Raw genomic sequence first — 18,880 nt, forward strand, 5'->3', positions numbered from 1 at the left:
TGGTGCTCATGGGCACGACGGGGTGTACTGACCTGATGATGCTGCTGCATCGGACGTCGCACGCGCTGGAGACAGAGCTGACGGCGAGGCTCGCGGAGATCGGACTGACTCCGCGAGCCCGCTGCGTGCTGTCTGTCGCTCTGGACGCGGACCGCACGCAGACGGAGATCGCCGACGTGGTCGACATCGACAAGACGACCATGGTCGTGACGATGGACGCGCTCGAATCCGCTGGGTACGCCGAGCGCAAGCCGTCGCCGACGGACCGCCGTGCGCGCGTTGTGGTCGTGACCGACTCGGGGCGCGAGATCGTGGCCAAGGCCGACGACGTGTACGCGGAAGTCGTGGGCAGTGTGCTCGGCTCGTTGCCGAACGACCAGCGGGAAGGCCTGGTCAAAGGCCTGACGACCCTGGTGGAAGGTCGCCTGAGCACTGTCGTGCCGTGTGAGAAGCCGCCGCGCAAGCGTGCTCTGCGTCATGCCGTTGGATAGAAGATAGTCCCGTACAAAACTATCTGCTACGGTTCCTCTTATGACTTCAGGGGGACCGAAGACGGATTCGCGCTGGCTCGCGCTGATCGTGCTGTGCGCAGGGATGTTGATGATCGTGCTGGACCAGACGATCGTGAACGTCGCGCTGCCCGCGATCGAAGAAGACCTCAAGTTCGGCCAGGCCGGTCTGGCCTGGGTCGTGAACGCGTACCTGATCGCCTACGGCGGTCTGCTGTTGCTCGCCGGTCGTCTGGGCGACCTGATCGGGCACAAGAAGGTGTTCCTGCTCGGCCTCGGCGTCTTCACGGTGGCGTCGCTGCTGTGCGGCCTGTCCCTCAGCGCCGAGATGCTGATCGTGTCGCGCTTCGTGCAGGGTGCGGGCGGTGCGCTGGCCACGTCCGTGACGCTGGGCATGGTCGTGACGATGTTCCCCGAGCCTGACGAGCAGAGGCGCGCCATCGGCGTGTTCAGCTTCGTCGCGGCGGCGGGCGCGTCCCTGGGCCTGTTGCTCGGCGGTGTGCTGACCGACGGCATGTCGTGGCACTGGATCTTCTTCGTGAACATCCCGATCGGCATCGTGGCCGCTGTCGCCGCCGTGCGTCTGGTGCCTGACTCCGTCGGTCTTGGCCTGCGTGAAGGCGCGGACGTTCTCGGTGCGCTGCTGATCGTCGCCGCGGTGATGCTCGGCGTCTACACGATCGTCAAGGCGGAGCACTACGGCTTCGGCTCGGTCCACACGCTGGGGCTGGGCGCCGTGGCGGTGGCGTTGCTGGTGGGATTCGTTTTGCGCCAACGGACCGCCGCGAAGCCGTTGCTGCCGTTGCGGGTGTTCAAGTCCCGCAACGTGACCGGCGCGAACCTGGTGCAGATCTCCATGGTCGCCGGCATGTTCGGGCTGTTCTTCCTCGGGACCTTGTACATGCAGCTCGTGCTGCAGTACACGCCGTTGCAGATCGGCCTGGCGTTCATGCCCGTCGCCGGCGCGATCGCGGTGTTCTCGGTGTCGCTGTCGGCGCGCCTGAACTCCCGGTTCGGCGAGCGCAACATGCTGATCGTGGGCCTGCTGTTCATGCTGGTCGGCATGGTGGTGTTCACGCAGGTGCCGGTCGACGGCTCGTACCTCGCGAACATCCTGCCCGCCGTCGCGCCGCTGGGCATCGGGCTGGGCCTGTCGTTCCCGGCGCTGATGACGCTGGCGATGTCCGGTGCCTCCCACGACGAGGCGGGCCTCGCGTCCGGGCTCGTGAACACGACCGCGCAGGTGGGCGGTGCCCTGGGCCTGGCGGTGCTGGCCACGACCTCGACCACCTACACGTCGTCGTTGCTGGCCTCGGGCGTCGGCCGGCTGGAGGCGCTGACCTCGGGCTTCCACTTAGCGTTCTGGATCTCGGCCGTGCTGGTGGCGGTGGCTTTGGGACTGGCGGTGTTCGTGCTGCGGCAGGTCACCGTGTCGCGGGATTCCGGACCCGTTCTGGTGCATTGACGTCGAAAAGGGGTGCCGAGGCCTGTTCGTCGGCCCCGGCACCCCTTTTTCGCGCGGACTAGATCTGCAGTTCGGACTCGATGCGCTTGAGCTGGTGGCGGGCCAGCGCGAGGTTCGACGAATCCCTTTCCAGCACGAGGTACAGGAAGAGCGAGCCTCTGGATTTCATGCCGCTCATCAGCCGGATCAGGTGGTACTGCCGGTGCAGCGTGATCAGGATGTCCTCGATGGTGTCGCTGAGGCCGAGGGTCTGCATCACGCGCAGCTTCGACCGCACGACCTCGGTGTTTCCGGCCGCCGCGACCTCCAGGTTCAGCCAGTCACCGCCGCCGCTGGTGCCGAGCGACATCCCGCTGTCGTAGTCGACCAGCGCGACGCCGACGGCGCCGGAGATGGACATGGCCTCTTTCATAGCGATATCGATGTTCATCAGACTCCACTTTTCTGTGTCAACTGGTGATCGAGGCGACGTGACCGGTTTCTCGCTCCTCGATCGCATGCGGACACGTCTCCACATTGCCGAGAGCAATGAACCCAATTCGGACATGTGCTGCGACCATTTTTATTCGGTGGACGGTGCGTTGGGCGCCATGATCGAGCCGATCCGCTCGATCGCGGGGCGGGACTCGTGGAGAAGACGCCCGAGGTTGAGTCCCTTGTCCCCGAGCACGACCATCAGCGCCGTCCTGCTGACGGCGTACACGGCCATGTAGCCGCTGCTGCCGAACACCACGGTCTGGTTGAGCTTGCCCAGGCCGATCACCTCCGCTGCCTGGCGTGCGATGCCGAGGTCGGCGGCGGCGAGTGCGGAGATGTGCGCGGGCTCGACGTTCTTCGCCACGTCGGTGAGAATGGGAATTCCGTCGGACGCGGCCAACACCGTGTCGGTCACTCCGGCGACGTTTTCTCGAAGCTTCCGCAGTTCGGTGGCCAGGGCGTCGTAGTCCAATGCAGTTCCTTTCCGCTGCTCTGCCCTGTTTCTGCGCGGGGGCGCAACGAGGGCAGGCCCCAGTGTGAAAAACTGAACGCGGTCGCCGGCGGGGCGATTTGCAACAGTTCTTCACCGAGCATTCGGGAGATCTCGACGGTGACCGGGTGCAGACTCCGCCCGGTCGCGAAAGCGATGTCTCGCGCACTGCGTCGTCCGGTGGCGTGCGCGATGATCTCCCGTCGTTCCGCGGTGGACGGCTCGGCTCCGCCGACGGCCACCACGCGGTCCAGGTAGGGCGACAACGGGTGTGGCAGCGAGGCGACCACGTCCAGTCGTGCGGTCGTGTCCGCCAGCAACACCTCCGGCGCGACACCGTCGGCTGAGGGCAGCAGGGGTTCCTCCGCGTTGTCCTCGACGTCGCATCGTTCGACGTCACCAGCCACAACGGCGAACGCACCGTCTTGCATGGCGGCCGTGGCGACGGCCTGGATCTCGTCGAGCCCGAGGTGCCCGCGAGCGATGAGCGCCGCCTGCAGCGACCCCATCTCGACGCTCTCCACCAGCGCCGCGTCCCAGTCCTCCGCACTGACCCTGCCCGAGCCCAGCAGCAGCACCTCCACTCCGGGTGACCCCGCGCTGTCGACCGCGATCACCGCGCCGTCCCGCAGGTGGAACACGCCGCCCGCGTTGCCCGTGACGCGCAACGTCCCGGTCAGCCGATCAATGTGACATTGCGCCAGGGCGTGCGCGAGGACGTCGAATGCGGCTCGGTAGTCGCGTTTCAGAAGTCACTCCGGGTTAATTCGGGCTTACTCGGCGGAATCGTGTCGTACTCATCGCCCTAAATGGGCACCTACTGCTCATCCGAAGAGCGACCGCCGTCGTTACTTCTTACCCGCAGGAGTCGTACGGGCACGCCCGAAATCACACGATCGAGTGAAGCATTCCAGATCGTGTGGCAATGGTGTTGTTTGTTTATTTAATGCCTATGGAATCGGTTTCTAGTGTTCTGCCAGCTCTTCGCGCTTCCGGACGTCCTCCGTGCGCAGGATCCTGAACTTGCGGTCGTGGGCGCCGAGGACCTTCAGGAAGCCGGGGCTCGTCTCGAACACGTAGACCTCCTCGGCGTCGTTGATGCGCTCCTTGGGCACCCACGGCGTGCTGACGATGGCGGCGACCGCCAGCGCCGACCCGGCCAGGAGCCAGGCGAACCACTTGAGCAGCCACCGCGCGTTCCTGATGGCGAGCACCATGGCCGCGCCGATCGCCACGGCTCCCAGCGCGAGCCACCAGCGGTGGTACGTCAGCGTGTGGGACACCATCAGGGCGATGAGCACGATCAGCGTGAGAAGCGCCGTCGTGTTCGCACGCTCGGGGTCCTTGCGCGTGCGGAAGTAGAAGAAGAACGTGGCCGGCGTGACGATCATGAGCAGCACGGTGCTGATGCGGTCGTCGGCCATGAACGTGCCCAGGAACAGGCCTGGGGCGTCGTCCAGTTCGAGGGTGTGGAGGAGCGCGAAACTTGTGTGCCAGTTGTAGTGGCTCACTGCCAGGAGGCGCAGGAGGACGAAGAGGACTGCGGCGCCGGTCAGAGCGGACCCCGTGTGCTTTGCGCTCATGAGGCATGACTATGGCCTATTGGGTCTGGGTGGTCAGATCACCGGATGCCAGAGGTATGTCGGATGACGTAGGTATGAGGTCAGACACCGGCCGTGCCGGGCCAGTGGCTACCCTGTTGGCCACATCCCGTACCTGTTCTTCAAGGAGTCACACCGTCGTGTCCGAGCGCACCCTGGTTCTCGTTAAGCCCGATGGCGTTGCCCGTGGTCTCGTTGGCGAGGTGATCGCCCGGATCGAGCGCAAGGGCCTCAAGCTCGCTGCCCTCGAGCTGCGCACCGCCGACCGCGCCACCGCTGAGCAGCACTACGCGGAGCACGACGGCAAGTCGTTCTACGGCGACCTCGTCGACTTCATCACCGGTGGGCCGTTGGTTGCTCTTGTGGTGGAGGGTGTTCGGGCTATCCCGGCCTTCCGTCAGCTTGCCGGTGGGACTGACCCCGTTGAGAAGGCCACGCCTGGCACGATTCGTGGGGACTTCGGGACTGAGGTTCAGTACAACCTGGTGCACGGGTCGGACTCGGCCGAGTCTGCTGAGCGTGAGATCAAGATTTGGTTCCCGAACCTCTGAGGGGTTTGACGGTTCTGGGGGGACGCCTGCGTTTGCGCGGGCGTCCCCCTGTTTCGTTGGCGGGTGGCGGTTTCGTGTTCGTAGGTGGTTGGGTTGCGGGCGTTTGCTTGCGTTGATTCCTGGGGCTCCGCCCCAGACCCCGCCAATCTGATCAAAAGCCGGGGTCTACGCCATGCGTAGGTAGATGGCACGCCTGTTGCTTTGGGCGGAGGCGCGTTGCTTTGTGGGGCGCGTTGGTGGGGTGGCTTCGTCACGAGCCGAGCCAAGAGCGGGCCACAGCTAGGAAGGGATGTCAAACGGACGAAAAGCGTGTCCGTTTGACATCCCTTCCTAGCTGCAGCAAGAGCTATGGCACGACTCGTGACGAAGCCACCCCACCCAGACCGCACGGTAAGGACGGCTCGCCTTCGGCATCGCGGGTGGGCGGGCGCTTGCCATGAGCGTGTGCGGGATCAAGCCCCTCGTCTTGGGCTGGCGCCCAGGCCGCCTGCCGTTGCGCCGTTCAGAGTGGTGCCCTCCGGGTAGCCGAGCGGTAGGTACATCCACACGTCGTCCCAGCGTTCGGTTCCTACGGCGATCGCGTTCGGCATGCGGCCGCATTCCTGGAAGCCCAAGGCCTCGTACAGCTCGATGGCGCCGTGGTTGTTGCCGCGTACGCCCAGGGAGAGGATTTCGATGCCCTGGGCTCGTGCGTTGGCGATCAAGCCCTCCATCACCTGCTTGCCCAGGCCCAGTCCGCGGGCCGATGGGTGGGCCATGATCTGTTGGACTTCGGCTCGGTGCTGGAAGACGGCGGTCGAGCCTCGGCGCCAGAGGCCCACGGCGCGTACTACGCCGTCCACTGTGGCGGTGGCGAAGGCTGCGTTGCCGTCGCGGACCTGCTTCAGGACGGTGTCCAGCCAGGTTGAGATTCGGTCGTGGGTCGGGGGCTCGTGGTAGCCGACTGCGCCGCCTGCTGCCACTACGTCGTGCACGACTGTGTGGATCTCGGTGCGGAGGGTGTCGTCGGCTTCCGAGAGCCAGTGCAAGGTCGTCGTGGGCATGTGGCGATCGTAATTGCGTCGAGAATTGTCAGACCTGTTCGTTAACGTCGGGTGGGTGGACAACCTCGTTGAGGCCAAGGCTCTGACCAAGCACTTCGGGTCGTTCGAGGCCGTGCGCGGCATCGACGTCGAGGTGCGCAGAGGTGAGGCGTTCGGGTTTCTCGGGCCCAACGGGGCGGGGAAGTCGTCGACCATGCGGATGATCTCGTGCGTCTCTGGGCGGAGCGGTGGCGAGCTCTCGGTGCTGGGGATGGATCCGGCTACTCAGGGGCCGCAGATTCGCGCGCGGCTCGGGGTGGTGCCTCAGCTCGACAACCTCGATACCGAGTTGACGGTTCGGCAGAACCTGCAGATTTACGGGCGGTACTTCGGGATGTCTCGGCAGAAGTGTCGGGAGAAGGCCGAGGAGCTGCTGGAGTTCGCGCAGTTGGTCGACCGGGCTGATCACGAGGTCGAGCCGCTCAGTGGTGGGATGAAGCGGCGGCTCACGATTGCGCGGTCGTTGGTCAACGATCCGGAGTTGTTGTTGCTCGACGAGCCGACCACCGGGTTGGACCCGCAGGCTCGGCATCTGTTGTGGGACAGGCTGTTCCGGCTGAAGCAGGACGGCGTCACGCTCATCATCACCACGCACTACATGGACGAGGCCGAGCAGCTGTGCGATCGGCTCGTCGTGATGGACGGTGGGCGGATCGCGGCTGAGGGGTCGCCCAGCGAGCTGATCAACCGGTACTCCACCAAGGAGGTGCTGGAGTTGCGGTTCCAGCCCGGGGCGGAGAAGCCGGATCTTGAGAGGTTCGCGGAACGGGTCGAGGTGCTGCCGGATCGGTTGCTGCTCTACACGCAGGACGGGGAAGCGACCCTTCAGAGGGTGCATGAGCACGGGGTTGCGCCCGTGCAGAGTCTCGTGCGGCGCAGTTCGCTGGAGGACGTGTTCCTGCGGCTCACCGGCCGGACGTTGGTGGACTGATGCAGACGCTCAGGGCCTCCTGGTTCGGGTTCGAGAAGCATTGGACGTGGTACCGGCGCAACTGGCGGGCCACGGTCGTGTCGAGCTTCCTGACGCCCGTGTTGTTCCTGCTCGCGCTGGGGCTCGGGTTCGGGTCGCAGGTGCAGTCGACGGCGTTGATCGGCGGCGTGCCGTATCTCGAGTACCTGGCGCCCGCGCTGGTCGTCGTCACGGCGTTGCAAGGGGCCACGTTCGAGTCGACGTACGCGATCATGTCGTCGTTTCTGTGGCAGAAGTCGTACGTCGGGATGGTGGCCACGCCGATCACGCCCGCGCAGGTGCTCTACGGACAGATGTTGTGGATCGGGTCGCAGATGTTCGTGCGGTCCGCTGTGTTCGTGGGGATCGCTGTGGTTCTCGGTGCGGCGGCCGGGCCCGGGATTCTCGTGGCGATTCCGGTTGCGACGGTGGCCGCGTTGGCGTTCAGCGCGCCGTTGGTCGCCTACAGCGCGACGTTGGACAAGCCGGACGGTTTCACCACGATCTTCCGGTTCGTGATGATGCCGATGACGTTGTTCACCGGGGCGTTCTTCCCGGTCAGCCAGCTGCCGGAGTGGCTGTTGCCGGTGGTGTGGCTGACGCCCGCGTGGCACGGCATCGAGCTCGCCAGAGGCACGACGTTCGGCACGATGGACCTCTTACCGGCGTTGGGGCATCTCGCATATCTCGTGGTGTTGACGGCCGTGGGCATCGCGCTCGGCGTGAAGTTCTTCCACCGGAGGCTGGCGGTATGACGCAGACCCTCGATCGCGAGAAGGCCGTGCCCGCCAGCGTGGGGCTGTTGTGGCGCGTGATTCCGCCGGGGCTCTACGGCGGCAAGGCGAGCATGCTCGTCGAACGGGCCGCGGTCGTGAACCGGCGTGCGTGGTTCGTGCTGGTCGGCGGGGCGTTCGAGCCCGTGTTGTTCCTGTGGTCGCTGGGGCTCGGGTTCGGGCAGATGGTGACGGCGGTGGCCGGGCCGGACGGGCGGCCGATCAGCTACGCGGCGTTCGTGGCGCCCGCACTGCTGGCGGCGAGCGCGATGAACGGGGCCGTGTACGACGCGACGTTCAACGTGTTCTTCAAGTTCAAGTACGTGAAGCTGTACGACGCGATGCTCACGACGCCGATGGGGCCGATGGACATCGCGATCGGGGAGATCTCCTGGGCGCTCATCAGGGGCGGGCTGTACTCGGCCGGGTTCCTCGCGGTCATGCTCGGGATGGGGCTGATCTTCTCGCCGTGGGCGGTGCTGGCGTTGCCGGCGGCGCTGCTGGTGGCGTTCGCGTTCGCCGCGGTGGGGATGGCGGCGACGACGTTCATGCGGTCGTGGCAGGACTTCGATCTCGTGCAACTCGCGGTGCTGCCGCTGTTCCTCTTCTCGACGACGTTCTACCCGCTGTCGGTCTACCCGGGCTGGTTGCAGACGGTGGTGACGTGGACGCCGCTCTACCACGCCATCGAGCTGATGAGGGGCCTCACGCTGGGCGTTGTCGGCTGGGGCATGCTCGGCCACGTCGCCTACTTCGCGGTGCTGGCGGCCGTCGGAACGGTCGTCGCGGCACGCCGATTGGGCAAGTTGTTGCTGGACTGAGGCGCGATTCGGCCTGTGACTGTGGGGGCCGTTACTCTGGTCGTGTGAGTGTCGAGTCTGTTTTCCCCAGGTTGGAGCCACTGCTGCCGCGGATCTCGAAGCCGGTGCAGTACGTCGGCGGGGAGCTCAACGCGACCGTCAAGGACTGGGACGCGGCGTCCGTGCGCTGGGCTTTGATGTACCCCGACGCGTACGAGGTCGGGCTGCCCAACCAGGGCGTCATGATCCTTTATGAGATCCTCAACGAGCTGCCGGACGTGCTCGCCGAGCGCACGTACGCCGTGTGGCCGGACCTCGAGAAGCTCATGCGTGAGCACGACGTCCCGCAGTTCACGGTGGACGGTCATCGCCCGGTGAAGGCGTTCGACCTGATGGGCATCAGCTTCGCGACGGAGTTGGGCTACACGAACATGCTGACGGCGCTGGACCTCGCAGGCATCCCGCTGCACGCGAAGGACCGCACCGAGGACGACCCGATCGTGGTCGCCGGCGGGCACGCGGCGTTCAACCCCGAGCCGATCTCGGAGTTCGTGGACGCGGCGGTGCTGGGCGACGGCGAAGAGGCCGTCCTCGAGATCACCGAGATCGTCAGGGCGTGGAAGGCCGAGGGCAGCCCCGGTGGCCGCGACGAGGTGCTGACCAGGCTCGCCGAGACCGGCGGCGTGTACATCCCGCGCTTCTACGACGTGGAGTACCTGCCGGACGGCCGCATCCAGCGCGTCGTGCCGAACCGCGACCGGGTCCCGTTCCGCGTCTTCAAGCGCACCACGATGGACCTCGACGCGTGGCCCTACCCGAAGCAGCCGCTGGTGCCGCTCGCCGAGAGCGTCCACGAGCGGATGAGCGTCGAGATCTTCCGCGGCTGCACCCGCGGCTGCCGCTTCTGCCAGGCGGGCATGATCACCCGCCCGGTGCGCGAGCGGTCCATCGAGGGCATCGGCGCGATGGTCCAGAAGGGCCTGGCGGCGACCGGCTTCGAAGAGGTCGGCCTGCTTTCCCTGTCCAGTGCGGACCACAGCGAGATCGCCGAGATCACCAAGGGCCTCGCGGACCGCTACGAGGGCACGAACACGGGCCTGAGCCTGCCGAGCACCCGCGTCGACGCGTTCAACATCGATCTCGCGAACGAGTTGTCCCGCAACGGAAGGCGCTCGGGTCTGACCTTCGCGCCCGAGGGCGGCAGCGAGCGGATGCGCCGCGTCATCAACAAGATGGTGTCCGAAGAGGACCTCATCCGGACGGTGTCGGCCGCGTTCTCCAACGGCTGGCGGCAGGTGAAGCTCTACTTCATGTGCGGCCTCCCGACCGAGGAGGACGAGGACGTCCTGCAGATCGCGGAGATGGCGAAGAACGTCATCCGCGCGGGCCGGCAGGCCAGCGGCCGCAACGACGTCCGCTGCACCATCTCGATCGGCGGGTTCGTGCCCAAGCCGCACACGCCGTTCCAGTGGGCCGCGCAGTGCGACCCGGACGTCGTCGACGACCGTCTCCGCAAGCTCCGCGAGGCCGTGAACAGCGACCGCAGCCTCGGCCGCAACATCGGCATGCGCTACCACGACGGCAAGCCGAGCCTCATCGAAGGCCTGCTCAGCCGCGGTGACCGCCGCATCGGCAAGGTCATCGAGGCCGTGTGGCGCGACGGCGGCCGGTTCGACGGCTGGAGCGAGCACTTCTCCTACGACCGCTGGACCGCGAAGGCGGCGGAACAGCTGGAGCCGCTAGGCGTCGACCTCGCCTGGTTCACCACCCGCGAGCGCGAGGAACTGGAGGTCCTGCCCTGGGACCACCTCGACTCGGGCCTCGACAAGGAATGGCTCTGGGCCGACTGGCAGGACGCGCTCGACGAGCGCGAGCAGGACGACTGCCGCTGGACCCCGTGCTTCGACTGCGGTGTCTGCCCGGCGATGGGCACGGACATCGAGGTCGGTCCGACGGGCCGCAAGCTGCTGCCGATCTCCCCGGTCGGCGTCGGCTCGCCGGTGAAGAACCCCGCTCTCACGCCGTAACGGCCGATATCCCGCCCACCATCACGCCCGGTCCCGCGACCGTGGCCGTGATGGTGGGCGGGCCGGCCGAGCGAGTCGCCCATGTCGACGGCGACGTCCGCGCACGAGCCGTCCGTGTCCCAACACGCGCACGATCGCGTCGTGTTCACTCGGCGTGGCGGGCTGGACCAGGATCGAAGACGGCCTCGACGGACGTGGACGATCACTTCGTGACGGCGGCCAGCGCGTCCACGAGTCCGTGGCCGTAGAACGAGTTGTACTCCGAGTACCCGGTGCAGAACGCGTCCTGCACACCCGTCCCGTTCAGGTCGTAGTCGCCGGGACAGGCCAGCGTCTCTGCCTGCGCGTTCAGCATGCGGCCCAGCGACACCGCGTCCGTCTCCGGATGTGTCGACGCGATCAGCGCCGCCACCCCGGTCGCGTGCGGAGTCGCCATCGACGTGCCGCACGAGTAGTCGTAACCGGACGGCACGGTCGACAGCACGCAGCCGGTCGGGGTGCGCGGATCGCCACCCGGTGCCGTCACGTCGATCGCGCCCAGCCCGTACGAGCTGTACCCGGCCTTGGTCTTGGTCGACTCGACCGCCGACACGCCCACCACGTTCTTGAGTTGTGCCGGGAGCACCACGCACGTCGAGTCCACCGGCCGCGTCTGCGCCTCGCCGTTCGTCGGCGACATCGAGTCGCGACCCGGCCGGGACAGGTCCGCGGCGGCGTTTCCGGCGGCGGCGACCGTCAGCACGTTGCGCGAGGTCGCGTAGTCCACGGCACGCCGCACGGCCTCGTAGATGATGCGCTGACCTGGCTCGCTCTGGCACGTGAACAGGTACGGGTCGATGAAGTAGCTGTTGTTGGTGATCGTCATGTTCTGCGAGGCGGCCCACATGAAGCCGCACACCGCGTACTCGGGGTAGATGAACCCGTCGTCGTCCACGACCTTCACGGACGCGATGCGCACGCCCGGTGCGACGCCCGTGGTGCCGCGGCCGTCGTCAGCCGCGGCGATGGTGCCGGCGACGTGCGTGCCGTGGGCGGAGGTCGTCGGGATCCACGCGGACGGTGACGTGTCGGGCTTGCCGGTCAGGCACCCCGCGGACAGTTCGGGGGCCAGCGCGCCGACGAGATCGGGGTGGCGGGCGTCGACGCCGGAGTCCAGGACGCCCACGACGACGGACTTGGAACCCGTCGTGATCTCGTGCGCGGCCGGCGCCTTGATGAGATCCATGTCCCATTGTTCGGCCGAGCGCACGCCGGAGGGCCGGAACAGCTCCGTGTCGTCCTTCTTCCGCTTCACCGACCGCTTGGCGATGCTCTCGCCTTGGGCGCTGTAGGCCCGCTCCGGGCCGATCAGCCTGAGGAAGCCCGGGTCGGGAGAGGTGGCCACCGCGACCGAGATCTGCGGGTAGTAGACGGTGGTCAGGCCGCACGCCTCGGTGATCTCCGCGTTCGCCGTCTCAGCGGGCGTGGACTGCGGAAACACCACCAGGTAGCGCAGCAGCGGACCAGGCTGGATGCAGGAGGGGACCTCGGGTGCGGGGTCCGGTTCCGCGCCGGCGGGCAGGGATGCCGCCAGACACCCGGCGACGAGCAGTGCGGTCATCGCCGCCGCTCGAGCGCGGTGGGGCAGAGGCACCAGGGACCTCCAGTCGGCAGGGCGTCCAGTCAGCCGGACCGTAGCCACGCGCAACGATCTAGACAAGCTGAACGTTCTGAATCGGGTTCACGGTACCGTCCTACTGGACGAACAGCCTGCGCCGATGGGACCGCTCACCCGTCGGAACACCAAGGGGAGCTCCGCTGAGCCGCAACCTGCCCAACAACCCGTCGGCCGTCGCCGTGCAGAAACTGCGCCTTCGCTACACCAAGCGGGGGAGGCTGCGTTTCACTTCGCACCGCGACATCGCTCGCACGTTCGAACGTGCGCTGCGCAGGGCAGGCGTACCCATGGCGTACTCGCAGGGGTTCAGCCCTCACCCGAAGGTGTCGTGGGTCGGCGCCGCGCCGACCGGTGTCGCGAGCGAGGCGGAGTACGTCGAGGTGTCGGTGGTCGAGGAGCTCGACCCGGAGGCGCTCAAGGTCGCGCTCGACGAGGCGTTGCCACCCGGCATCGACGTCGTCGACATCGTCCAGGCGCGCGGTGGCAACCTCACCGAGCGCATCGACGCGAGCGAATGGCGGATCGAGCTCGACGGCGTCGAGCCCGATGATCTCGCGAAGGCGGTGAGCGTCTTCCTCGCGGCGGAGTCCGTCGAGGTCGAGCGGCTCACCAAGAACGGCACGAAGATGCTCGACGTGCGGCCGGCCGTCGTGTCAGCGCTGGTCGAACCACGTTCGAGCGACGCCGGACACGATGACACCGCTTTGTCACGACCGTGTGGGATACTCATGACGGTTGTACGGCAGGTAACGCCTACCGTGCGACCCGACGACGTGCTGAATGCGCTTCGCGTCGTGGCCGATCTCGTGCCCCCGGTACCTGCGAGAGCAACCCGGATGGCGCAGGGACGGCTCGACGGCGAGGGCAGGCTGGTGGACCCGCTCCAGCAGGACAGAGAGTCCTGACGAGCGCAGGAACGTCAACCGTGACGCGCAAACAGGAGGAGCGGCGCTGACAGCGGCGTCGTCGTGGGACCTGCGCAAGCGTGCGCCCAGTGAGGCGCCACGCCACTGCGCGCGAGGCAAGGATTCCCGCCGCGAGCAGCGGTGGAGAGAGACAAGAGAGGCCCCTGCGCGGCCGCGTCCTCACGGGACGCGCCCGGGGGTGGAGGAGCTGCATGTCGAACAAGGACAAGCCTGCCGGTGTCACCGGCGGGCAGGGCGTGGTTGCCGCACGCCCTGAACTGGCGGACCTGCCGGACAAGTTGCGGGTCCACGCTCTGGCGAAACTGCTGGACGTCAGCAGCAAGGACGTGATGACTGCGCTGGCGGACCTCGGTGAGGTCCCCAAGAGCGCGCAGTCGAGCGTCAGCCGCGACGTCGCGCTGAAGGTCGCCGAAACGCTCGTCGACTGGGACGACGTGGTCACCGGTGAGGTCACCGAGGACTACGAGGCACCCGCGATCCCGGCGTTCGAGGCACCGGCGCTCGCGCCGATCTTCGCCGCGCCGAGCGCGGTGTTCCTGCCGCCTCAGCCGATCGAACGGCCTAAGGCACCGCCCTCGCCGTTCGTCGTCGAGGAGGAGCCGGTCGTCGAGGAGAAGTCCGTCGGCGAGATCGCCGCGGACGAGCTCGAGGCAGCCGAAGCCGCCGAGACCGACGCCGACGCGGAGGTCGACGGTGACGACGAGGCGGACAGCCGCCGTCGTCGCCGCCGTGGCCGTCGTGGCCGAGGCCGCGGCAAGGGCACGGACGCCGAGGGTGGCGAGGAGACCGACGAGGCCACGGCCGAGGACGCCTCCGAGCCCGCCGAGAGCGACGACGCCGCCGAGGCGGAGGACGAGGGCGACGAGAGCTCGACCCGTCGCCGCCGTCGCCGCCGTCGCCGCAAGACCGGCGCGGAGGACGAGGTCACCTCCGAGGACGACCCGCCGAACACGGTCGTGCACGTCCGCGAGACGCGGGACGCGCGCGACGACAAGGCCGACTCCGAGGCCGCGCAGAGCGAGGTGCGCAGCATCCGCGGCTCCACGCGCCTGGAGGCCAAGCGCCAGCGCCGTCGTGACGGTCGCGAGGCCGGCCGCCGCCGTGCCCCGGTGCTGACCGAGGCCGAGTTCCTGGCCCGCCGCGAGGCCGTGGCCCGCACGATGGTCGTCCGCGAGCGCGGCGACCGCACCCAGATCGGCGTGCTGGAAGACGGCGTGCTGGTCGAGCACTTCGTCACGTCGTCGGGCTCCGGCTCGATCGTGGGCAACGTCTACCTCGGCCGCGTGCAGAACGTGCTGCCGAGCATGGAAGCCGCGTTCATCGACATCGGCCGCGGCCGCAACGCCGTGCTCTACGCCGGTGAGGTCGACTGGGACGCCGCCGGTCTCGAGGGCAAGTCCCGCAAGATCGAGCAGGCGCTCTCCAGCGGCGACTCGGTGCTCGTCCAGGTCACCAAGGACCCGGTCGGTCACAAGGGCGCCCGCCTCACCACGCAGATCAGCCTGCCCGGCCGCTTCCTCGTCTACGTGCCGGGCGGCGGTGCCACGGGCATCAGCCGCAAGCTGCCGGACAACGAGCGCAAGCGCCTCAAGGACATCCTCAAGCGCGTCGTCCCCGAGGACGCCGGCGTGATCATCCGCACGGCCTCCGAAGGCATCGCCGAGGAGGAGCTGGGCCGCGACGTCACGCGTCTGCAGGCTCAGTGGAAGGTCATCAAGGAGAAGTCCGACAGCACCTCCACCAAGGCGCCGACGCTGCTCTACGAGGAGCCGGACCTGCTGGTGAAGGTCGTCCGCGACCTGTTCACCGAGGACTTCGCGCAGCTCGTCGTCCAGGGCGACGAGGCGTGGGAGGTCATCGACTCGTACGTCCGCCACGTGGCGCCGGACCTGCAGGACCGCCTGAAGAAGCACGTCGGCAACAACGACGCGTTCGTCGAGTACCGCATCGACGAGCAGCTGATGAAGGCGCTCGACCGCAAGGTCTGGCTGCCCTCGGGTGGCTACCTGATCATCGACCGCACCGAGGCGATGACGGTCATCGACGTCAACACCGGCAAGTTCACCGGTTCCGGCGGCAACCTCGAAGAGACCGTCACGCGCAACAACCTGGAGTCGGCGGAGGAGATCGTCCGCCAGCTCCGGCTGCGCGACATCGGCGGCATCATCGTCATCGACTTCATCGACATGGTCCTGGAGTCGAACCGCGACCTGGTGCTGCGCCGCCTGACCGAGTGCCTCGGCCGCGACCGCACGCGTCACCAGGTCGCCGAGGTCACCTCGCTGGGTCTCGTGCAGATGACCCGCAAGCGGGTCGGCACCGGCCTGCTCGAGGCGTTCAGCCAGACCTGTGAGCACTGCCGCGGCCGTGGCGTCGTCGTGTCCACCGAGCCCGTGCACTCGCACGGCGGTGGCAACGGTGGCGGTCAGCAGCAGCCGCAGCAGCAGAGCAGTGGCCGCAAGTCGCGCCGCAACAAGGGTGGCGGCGAGCAGGCGGCCGAGACCACCGAGGTCGTCGAGGCGTCCGTCGAGGCGCCGGAGGCTCCGGTCGAGCCCGAGGTCGTCGAGCCCGGCGAGCCCGAGGACACCTCCGAGGACTTCGTCGCGGCCGACCAGGAGCACGAGGCCCACGGCCGTCGTCGCCGTCGTCGCCGTGGCCGCGACAAGGAGCCGCAGGCCGTGGTCGACGCGGTCGTGGTCGAGGAGCAGGCGCTCAACGGTCACGTGCCGCACGAGGTCGCGGAGGACCCGGCACCCGTCGAGGTCGAGCCCGTCGTCACCGACGCCGAGCCCGAGGTGATCGAGGAGGCGGCCGAGGAGCTCGTCGAACCGGTCGTCGTCGAAGAGGCGCCGGTCGAGGTCGCGAGGCCGCTCGTGACGGGCCGCATCGGTGCCCAGCGGCCCGTGCTGGTGGTCGAGCCCGAGCAGGAGCCCGTGGCGGCCCCGCAGCCGGTCTCCGCACCCGAGCCCGTCGCCGCGGCCCCCGTGGCCGCTGTGGAGCCTCCCGCGGCACGTCCGCGGCGTCGTGCGGCCAAGCGCGCCGCCGGTGCCCCCGCGGCGGAGGCGCCCGCGCCGATCGTCGTCGTCGAGGTGCCCAAGCAGCCCGAGGTCCAGATGCCCGCACCGGTGGTCACCACCACCCGCAGGCGCCGCGCCGTGTCGCGGCCCGCGGGACCGCCGGTCCAGGAGGACTGACGCGAGGAAAGTGAGAACCGGGGTCGCCTGCGGGCGGCCCCGGTTTTCGCTTGTGAGGGACCGCACAGCCTGCGGGAACGTGATCAGGGCACCCCAGTTTGCTCCGGCAGTACCCACTCCCGTAACCTTGTGGACGGCCCGCCATCCGACGGGTCCTGTCGTGTGCCCCCTCTGCTGTTTTCCTTCGCAGACGGGTTGGCGCATGGCCCGTCACCATCGAGTAGCAGGAGACTTCCGTCCTGATGTACGCGATCGTCAAGACCGGCGGCAAGCAGTACAAGGTCGCTGTCGGCGACATCGTCGAGGTCGAGAAGCTCGAGGGCGAGCCGGGCACCGAAATCTCCCTCCAGGCGCTGCTCGTGGTCGACGGCACCAACGTCACCGCAGACGCGGCGGCCCTGGCGGAGTTCTCGGTTACCGGCAAGCTGGTCGAGCACACCAAGGGCCCGAAGATTCGCATCCACAAGTTCAAGAACAAGACCGGTTACCACAAGCGGCAGGGTCACAGGCAGAAGCTGACCCGTGTCGAGGTCACCGGCATCACCGGTAAGTGAGGACCTGACTTCTCATGGCACACAAAAAGGGTGCATCCAGTTCCCGCAACGGCCGTGACTCCAACGCCCAGTACCTGGGTGTGAAGCGGTACGGCGGTCAGGTCGTCAAGGCCGGCGAGATCCTGATCCGCCAGCGCGGCACCAAGTTCCACCCCGGCGTCGGCGTCGGCATCGGCAAGGACGACACGTTGTTCGCCCTGCTGCCCGGTGCGGTGGAGTTCGGTTCGAAGCGCGGTCGCAAGACCGTCAACATCGTTCCGGTCGCGGTCTGAGGACCGTTTCCGCAACGTAGATAGACCTCTGCGAGGGGCGGGACCGGTCATCCGGCTCCGCCCCTCGTTGTTTGTCCAAAGTCTTTGAGAGGAAGTATTTCCGTGGCCCGCTTCGTAGACCGGGTGGTGATCCACGCTGCCGCCGGCAACGGGGGCAACGGGTGTGCTTCAGTGCACCGCGAGAAGTTCAAGCCGCTCGGCGGCCCGGACGGCGGCAACGGAGGCAGTGGCGGCAACGTCATCCTCGTCGTCGACTCGCAGGTGCACACCCTGCTGGACTTCCACTTCCGCCCGCACGCCTCCGCCACCAGCGGCAAGGCCGGTGCCGGCGCGAACCGCGACGGCGCCAACGGCGACGACCTGATCCTGCGCGTCCCGGACGGCACCGTCGTGCTGACCGAGTCCGGCGAGATCGTCGCGGACCTCGTCGGTGAGGGCACGCAGCTCATCGCGGCGGCCGGTGGCCGTGGCGGTCTGGGCAACGCCTCCCTCGCGTCCAGGGCCCGCAAGGCTCCCGGTTTCGCGTTGCTCGGTGAGCCTGGCGAGACGCGGGACCTGGTGCTGGAGCTCAAGTCCGTCGCGGACGTCGGCCTGCTCGGCTTCCCGTCGGCCGGCAAGTCGTCGCTGATCTCGGTGCTGTCCGCGGCCAAGCCGAAGATCGCCGACTACCCGTTCACGACGCTGGTCCCGAACCTCGGTGTGATCACCGCGGGCGACACCATCTTCACGATGGCGGACGTCCCCGGTCTGATCCCCGGCGCGTCGCAGGGCAAGGGCCTCGGCCTCGACTTCCTGCGCCACATCGAGCGCACGGCCGTTCTCGCGCACGTCGTCGACTGCGCGACCTACGAGCCGGGCCGCGACCCGATCGCGGACATCGACGCGCTGGAGAAGGAACTCTCGGAGTACACGCCCGCGCTGGGCGGCAACTTCGAGGACCGTCCGCGCGTGGTGATCCTCAACAAGGTCGACATCCCGGACGCCCAGGACCTCGCCGACATCGTCCGCCCCGAGATCGAGGCCCGCGGCCTGCCGGTCTTCGAGGTGTCGACGGTGTCCCGCCAGGGCCTGCGGGAACTGACGTTCAAGCTGGGCGAGGTCGTGCGCGAGTACCGCGCGGCCCAGCCGAAGAAGGAGTCGACCCGAATCGTGCTGCGGCCGACCGCCGTGGACGACCAGGGCTTCACCGTGACCGAGGACCCCTCGGTCGAGGGTGGCTTCATCGTGAAGGGCGAACGCCCCGAGCGCTGGATCCGCCAGACCGACTTCTCCAACGACGAAGCCGTCGGTTACCTCGCGGACCGCCTCAACAGGCTGGGCGTCGAGGACAAGCTCGTGAAGATGGGCGCCGTCCCCGGTTGCCAGGTCACCATCGGCGACCTGATCTTCGACTGGGAACCGACCACCCCGGCCGGCATCGCGATGACGATGACCGGACGTGGCACGGACATCCGTCTCGAGAACAACGACCGCATCGGCGCCCATGAGCGCAAGGCCCTGAAGAAGGCCCGCCGCGCGCCCGGTGACTACGGTGATCTCAGCGAGGAGTAACA

General features: G+C 67.8%; 18 protein-coding genes. 12 read left to right on the plus strand and 6 right to left on the minus strand.

Annotation, left to right across the window (positions count from 1 at the left end; genetic code table 11):
- Nucleotides 1-8: 8 nt before the first annotated feature.
- Complete coding sequence (locus tag ACH413_RS39340) at nucleotides 9-491, plus strand: MarR family winged helix-turn-helix transcriptional regulator (protein WP_360046183.1); 483 nt, start codon at nucleotides 9-11, stop codon at nucleotides 489-491.
- A gap of 40 nt (nucleotides 492-531) precedes the next feature.
- Entirely contained in the window at nucleotides 532-1,974 is a 1,443-nt protein-coding gene (locus ACH413_RS39345; protein WP_360046185.1) for a DHA2 family efflux MFS transporter permease subunit, read from the plus strand.
- Nucleotides 1,975-2,032: 58 nt separating this feature from the next.
- Here the strand turns inward: ACH413_RS39345 and ACH413_RS39350 are convergent, their stop codons facing one another.
- From ACH413_RS39350 to ACH413_RS39365, 4 genes are all read right to left on the minus strand, one after another.
- On the minus strand, nucleotides 2,033-2,404 hold the full coding sequence (locus tag ACH413_RS39350; RefSeq protein WP_360046187.1) for a hypothetical protein: 372 nt from the start codon (nucleotides 2,402-2,404) through the stop codon (nucleotides 2,033-2,035).
- Between the two features lie 132 nt (nucleotides 2,405-2,536).
- A complete protein-coding gene (locus ACH413_RS39355) occupies nucleotides 2,537-2,866 on the minus strand; it encodes a roadblock/LC7 domain-containing protein (protein WP_360046189.1) in 330 nt (109 codons plus the stop codon).
- Nucleotides 2,863-3,609 carry a hypothetical protein gene (locus ACH413_RS39360; RefSeq protein ID WP_360046191.1) on the minus strand — a complete coding sequence of 249 codons (747 nt, stop codon included), beginning with the start codon at nucleotides 3,607-3,609 and terminating at the stop codon, nucleotides 2,863-2,865. Before ACH413_RS39360 ends, ACH413_RS39355 begins: the two co-directional genes overlap by 4 nt.
- Nucleotides 3,610-3,906: 297 nt before the next feature.
- On the minus strand, nucleotides 3,907-4,524 hold the full coding sequence (locus tag ACH413_RS39365) for a hypothetical protein (RefSeq protein ID WP_360046193.1): 618 nt from the start codon (nucleotides 4,522-4,524) through the stop codon (nucleotides 3,907-3,909).
- A 158-nt stretch (nucleotides 4,525-4,682) separates the two neighbouring features.
- Here ACH413_RS39365 and ndk point away from each other — a divergent pair, with 158 nt between their 5' ends.
- Nucleotides 4,683-5,093 carry a nucleoside-diphosphate kinase gene (gene ndk / locus ACH413_RS39370; protein ID WP_360046195.1) on the plus strand — a complete coding sequence of 137 codons (411 nt, stop codon included), beginning with the start codon at nucleotides 4,683-4,685 and terminating at the stop codon, nucleotides 5,091-5,093.
- 452 nt (nucleotides 5,094-5,545) lie between these two features.
- Here ndk and ACH413_RS39375 read toward each other — a convergent pair whose 3' ends face one another.
- Nucleotides 5,546-6,136: an N-acetyltransferase gene (locus ACH413_RS39375; RefSeq protein WP_360048931.1), complete on the minus strand. Its 591-nt coding sequence runs from the start codon at nucleotides 6,134-6,136 to the stop codon at nucleotides 5,546-5,548.
- A gap of 55 nt (nucleotides 6,137-6,191) precedes the next feature.
- On the opposite strand from ACH413_RS39375, the gene ACH413_RS39380 reads away from it, so the two are divergent.
- Genes ACH413_RS39380 through ACH413_RS39395 form a run of 4 tightly spaced genes read left to right on the plus strand, consistent with a single transcriptional unit; the run spans nucleotide 6,192 to nucleotide 10,724 of the window.
- Entirely contained in the window at nucleotides 6,192-7,106 is a 915-nt protein-coding gene (locus ACH413_RS39380) for an ATP-binding cassette domain-containing protein (RefSeq protein WP_360048930.1), read from the plus strand.
- Nucleotides 7,106-7,879: an ABC transporter permease gene (locus tag ACH413_RS39385; RefSeq protein WP_360048928.1), complete on the plus strand. Its 774-nt coding sequence runs from the start codon at nucleotides 7,106-7,108 to the stop codon at nucleotides 7,877-7,879. The genes ACH413_RS39380 and ACH413_RS39385 overlap by 1 nt, the downstream gene beginning before the upstream one ends.
- Nucleotides 7,876-8,718 carry an ABC transporter permease gene (locus ACH413_RS39390; protein ID WP_360048927.1) on the plus strand — a complete coding sequence of 281 codons (843 nt, stop codon included), beginning with the start codon at nucleotides 7,876-7,878 and terminating at the stop codon, nucleotides 8,716-8,718. The genes ACH413_RS39385 and ACH413_RS39390 overlap by 4 nt, the downstream gene beginning before the upstream one ends.
- A gap of 44 nt (nucleotides 8,719-8,762) precedes the next feature.
- The gene (locus ACH413_RS39395; protein WP_360048926.1) at nucleotides 8,763-10,724 is read left to right on the plus strand and encodes a TIGR03960 family B12-binding radical SAM protein; all 1,962 of its coding nucleotides are present in this window, start codon (nucleotides 8,763-8,765) and stop codon (nucleotides 10,722-10,724) included.
- A gap of 202 nt (nucleotides 10,725-10,926) precedes the next feature.
- On the opposite strand, the gene ACH413_RS39400 is transcribed toward ACH413_RS39395, so the two are convergent.
- Nucleotides 10,927-12,324: a S8 family serine peptidase gene (locus ACH413_RS39400; protein ID WP_360048924.1), complete on the minus strand. Its 1,398-nt coding sequence runs from the start codon at nucleotides 12,322-12,324 to the stop codon at nucleotides 10,927-10,929.
- 236 nt (nucleotides 12,325-12,560) lie between these two features.
- Here ACH413_RS39400 and ACH413_RS39405 point away from each other — a divergent pair, with 236 nt between their 5' ends.
- The 5 genes from ACH413_RS39405 to obgE all read left to right on the plus strand — a co-directional run bounded on the left by ACH413_RS39405 (nucleotide 12,561) and on the right by obgE (nucleotide 18,878).
- Nucleotides 12,561-13,286, plus strand: a complete 726-nt coding sequence (locus ACH413_RS39405) for a TIGR03936 family radical SAM-associated protein (RefSeq protein WP_360048923.1) — start codon at nucleotides 12,561-12,563, stop codon at nucleotides 13,284-13,286.
- Nucleotides 13,287-13,498: 212 nt separating this feature from the next.
- A complete protein-coding gene (locus ACH413_RS39410) occupies nucleotides 13,499-16,501 on the plus strand; it encodes a translation initiation factor IF-2 N-terminal domain-containing protein (protein WP_360048922.1) in 3,003 nt (1,000 codons plus the stop codon).
- A gap of 242 nt (nucleotides 16,502-16,743) precedes the next feature.
- Nucleotides 16,744-17,055, plus strand: a complete 312-nt coding sequence (gene rplU / locus ACH413_RS39415; protein WP_360048921.1) for a 50S ribosomal protein L21 — start codon at nucleotides 16,744-16,746, stop codon at nucleotides 17,053-17,055.
- A gap of 14 nt (nucleotides 17,056-17,069) precedes the next feature.
- On the plus strand, nucleotides 17,070-17,327 hold the full coding sequence (gene rpmA, locus ACH413_RS39420; protein ID WP_090071165.1) for a 50S ribosomal protein L27: 258 nt from the start codon (nucleotides 17,070-17,072) through the stop codon (nucleotides 17,325-17,327).
- A 102-nt stretch (nucleotides 17,328-17,429) separates the two neighbouring features.
- Nucleotides 17,430-18,878: a GTPase ObgE gene (obgE, locus tag ACH413_RS39425; protein ID WP_360048920.1), complete on the plus strand. Its 1,449-nt coding sequence runs from the start codon at nucleotides 17,430-17,432 to the stop codon at nucleotides 18,876-18,878.
- Nucleotides 18,879-18,880 lie beyond the last annotated feature (2 nt).

It is taken from the genome of Lentzea sp. NPDC020367, from assembly GCF_044387305.1.
In the GTDB taxonomy this organism is placed as follows: domain Bacteria; phylum Actinomycetota; class Actinomycetes; order Mycobacteriales; family Pseudonocardiaceae; genus Lentzea.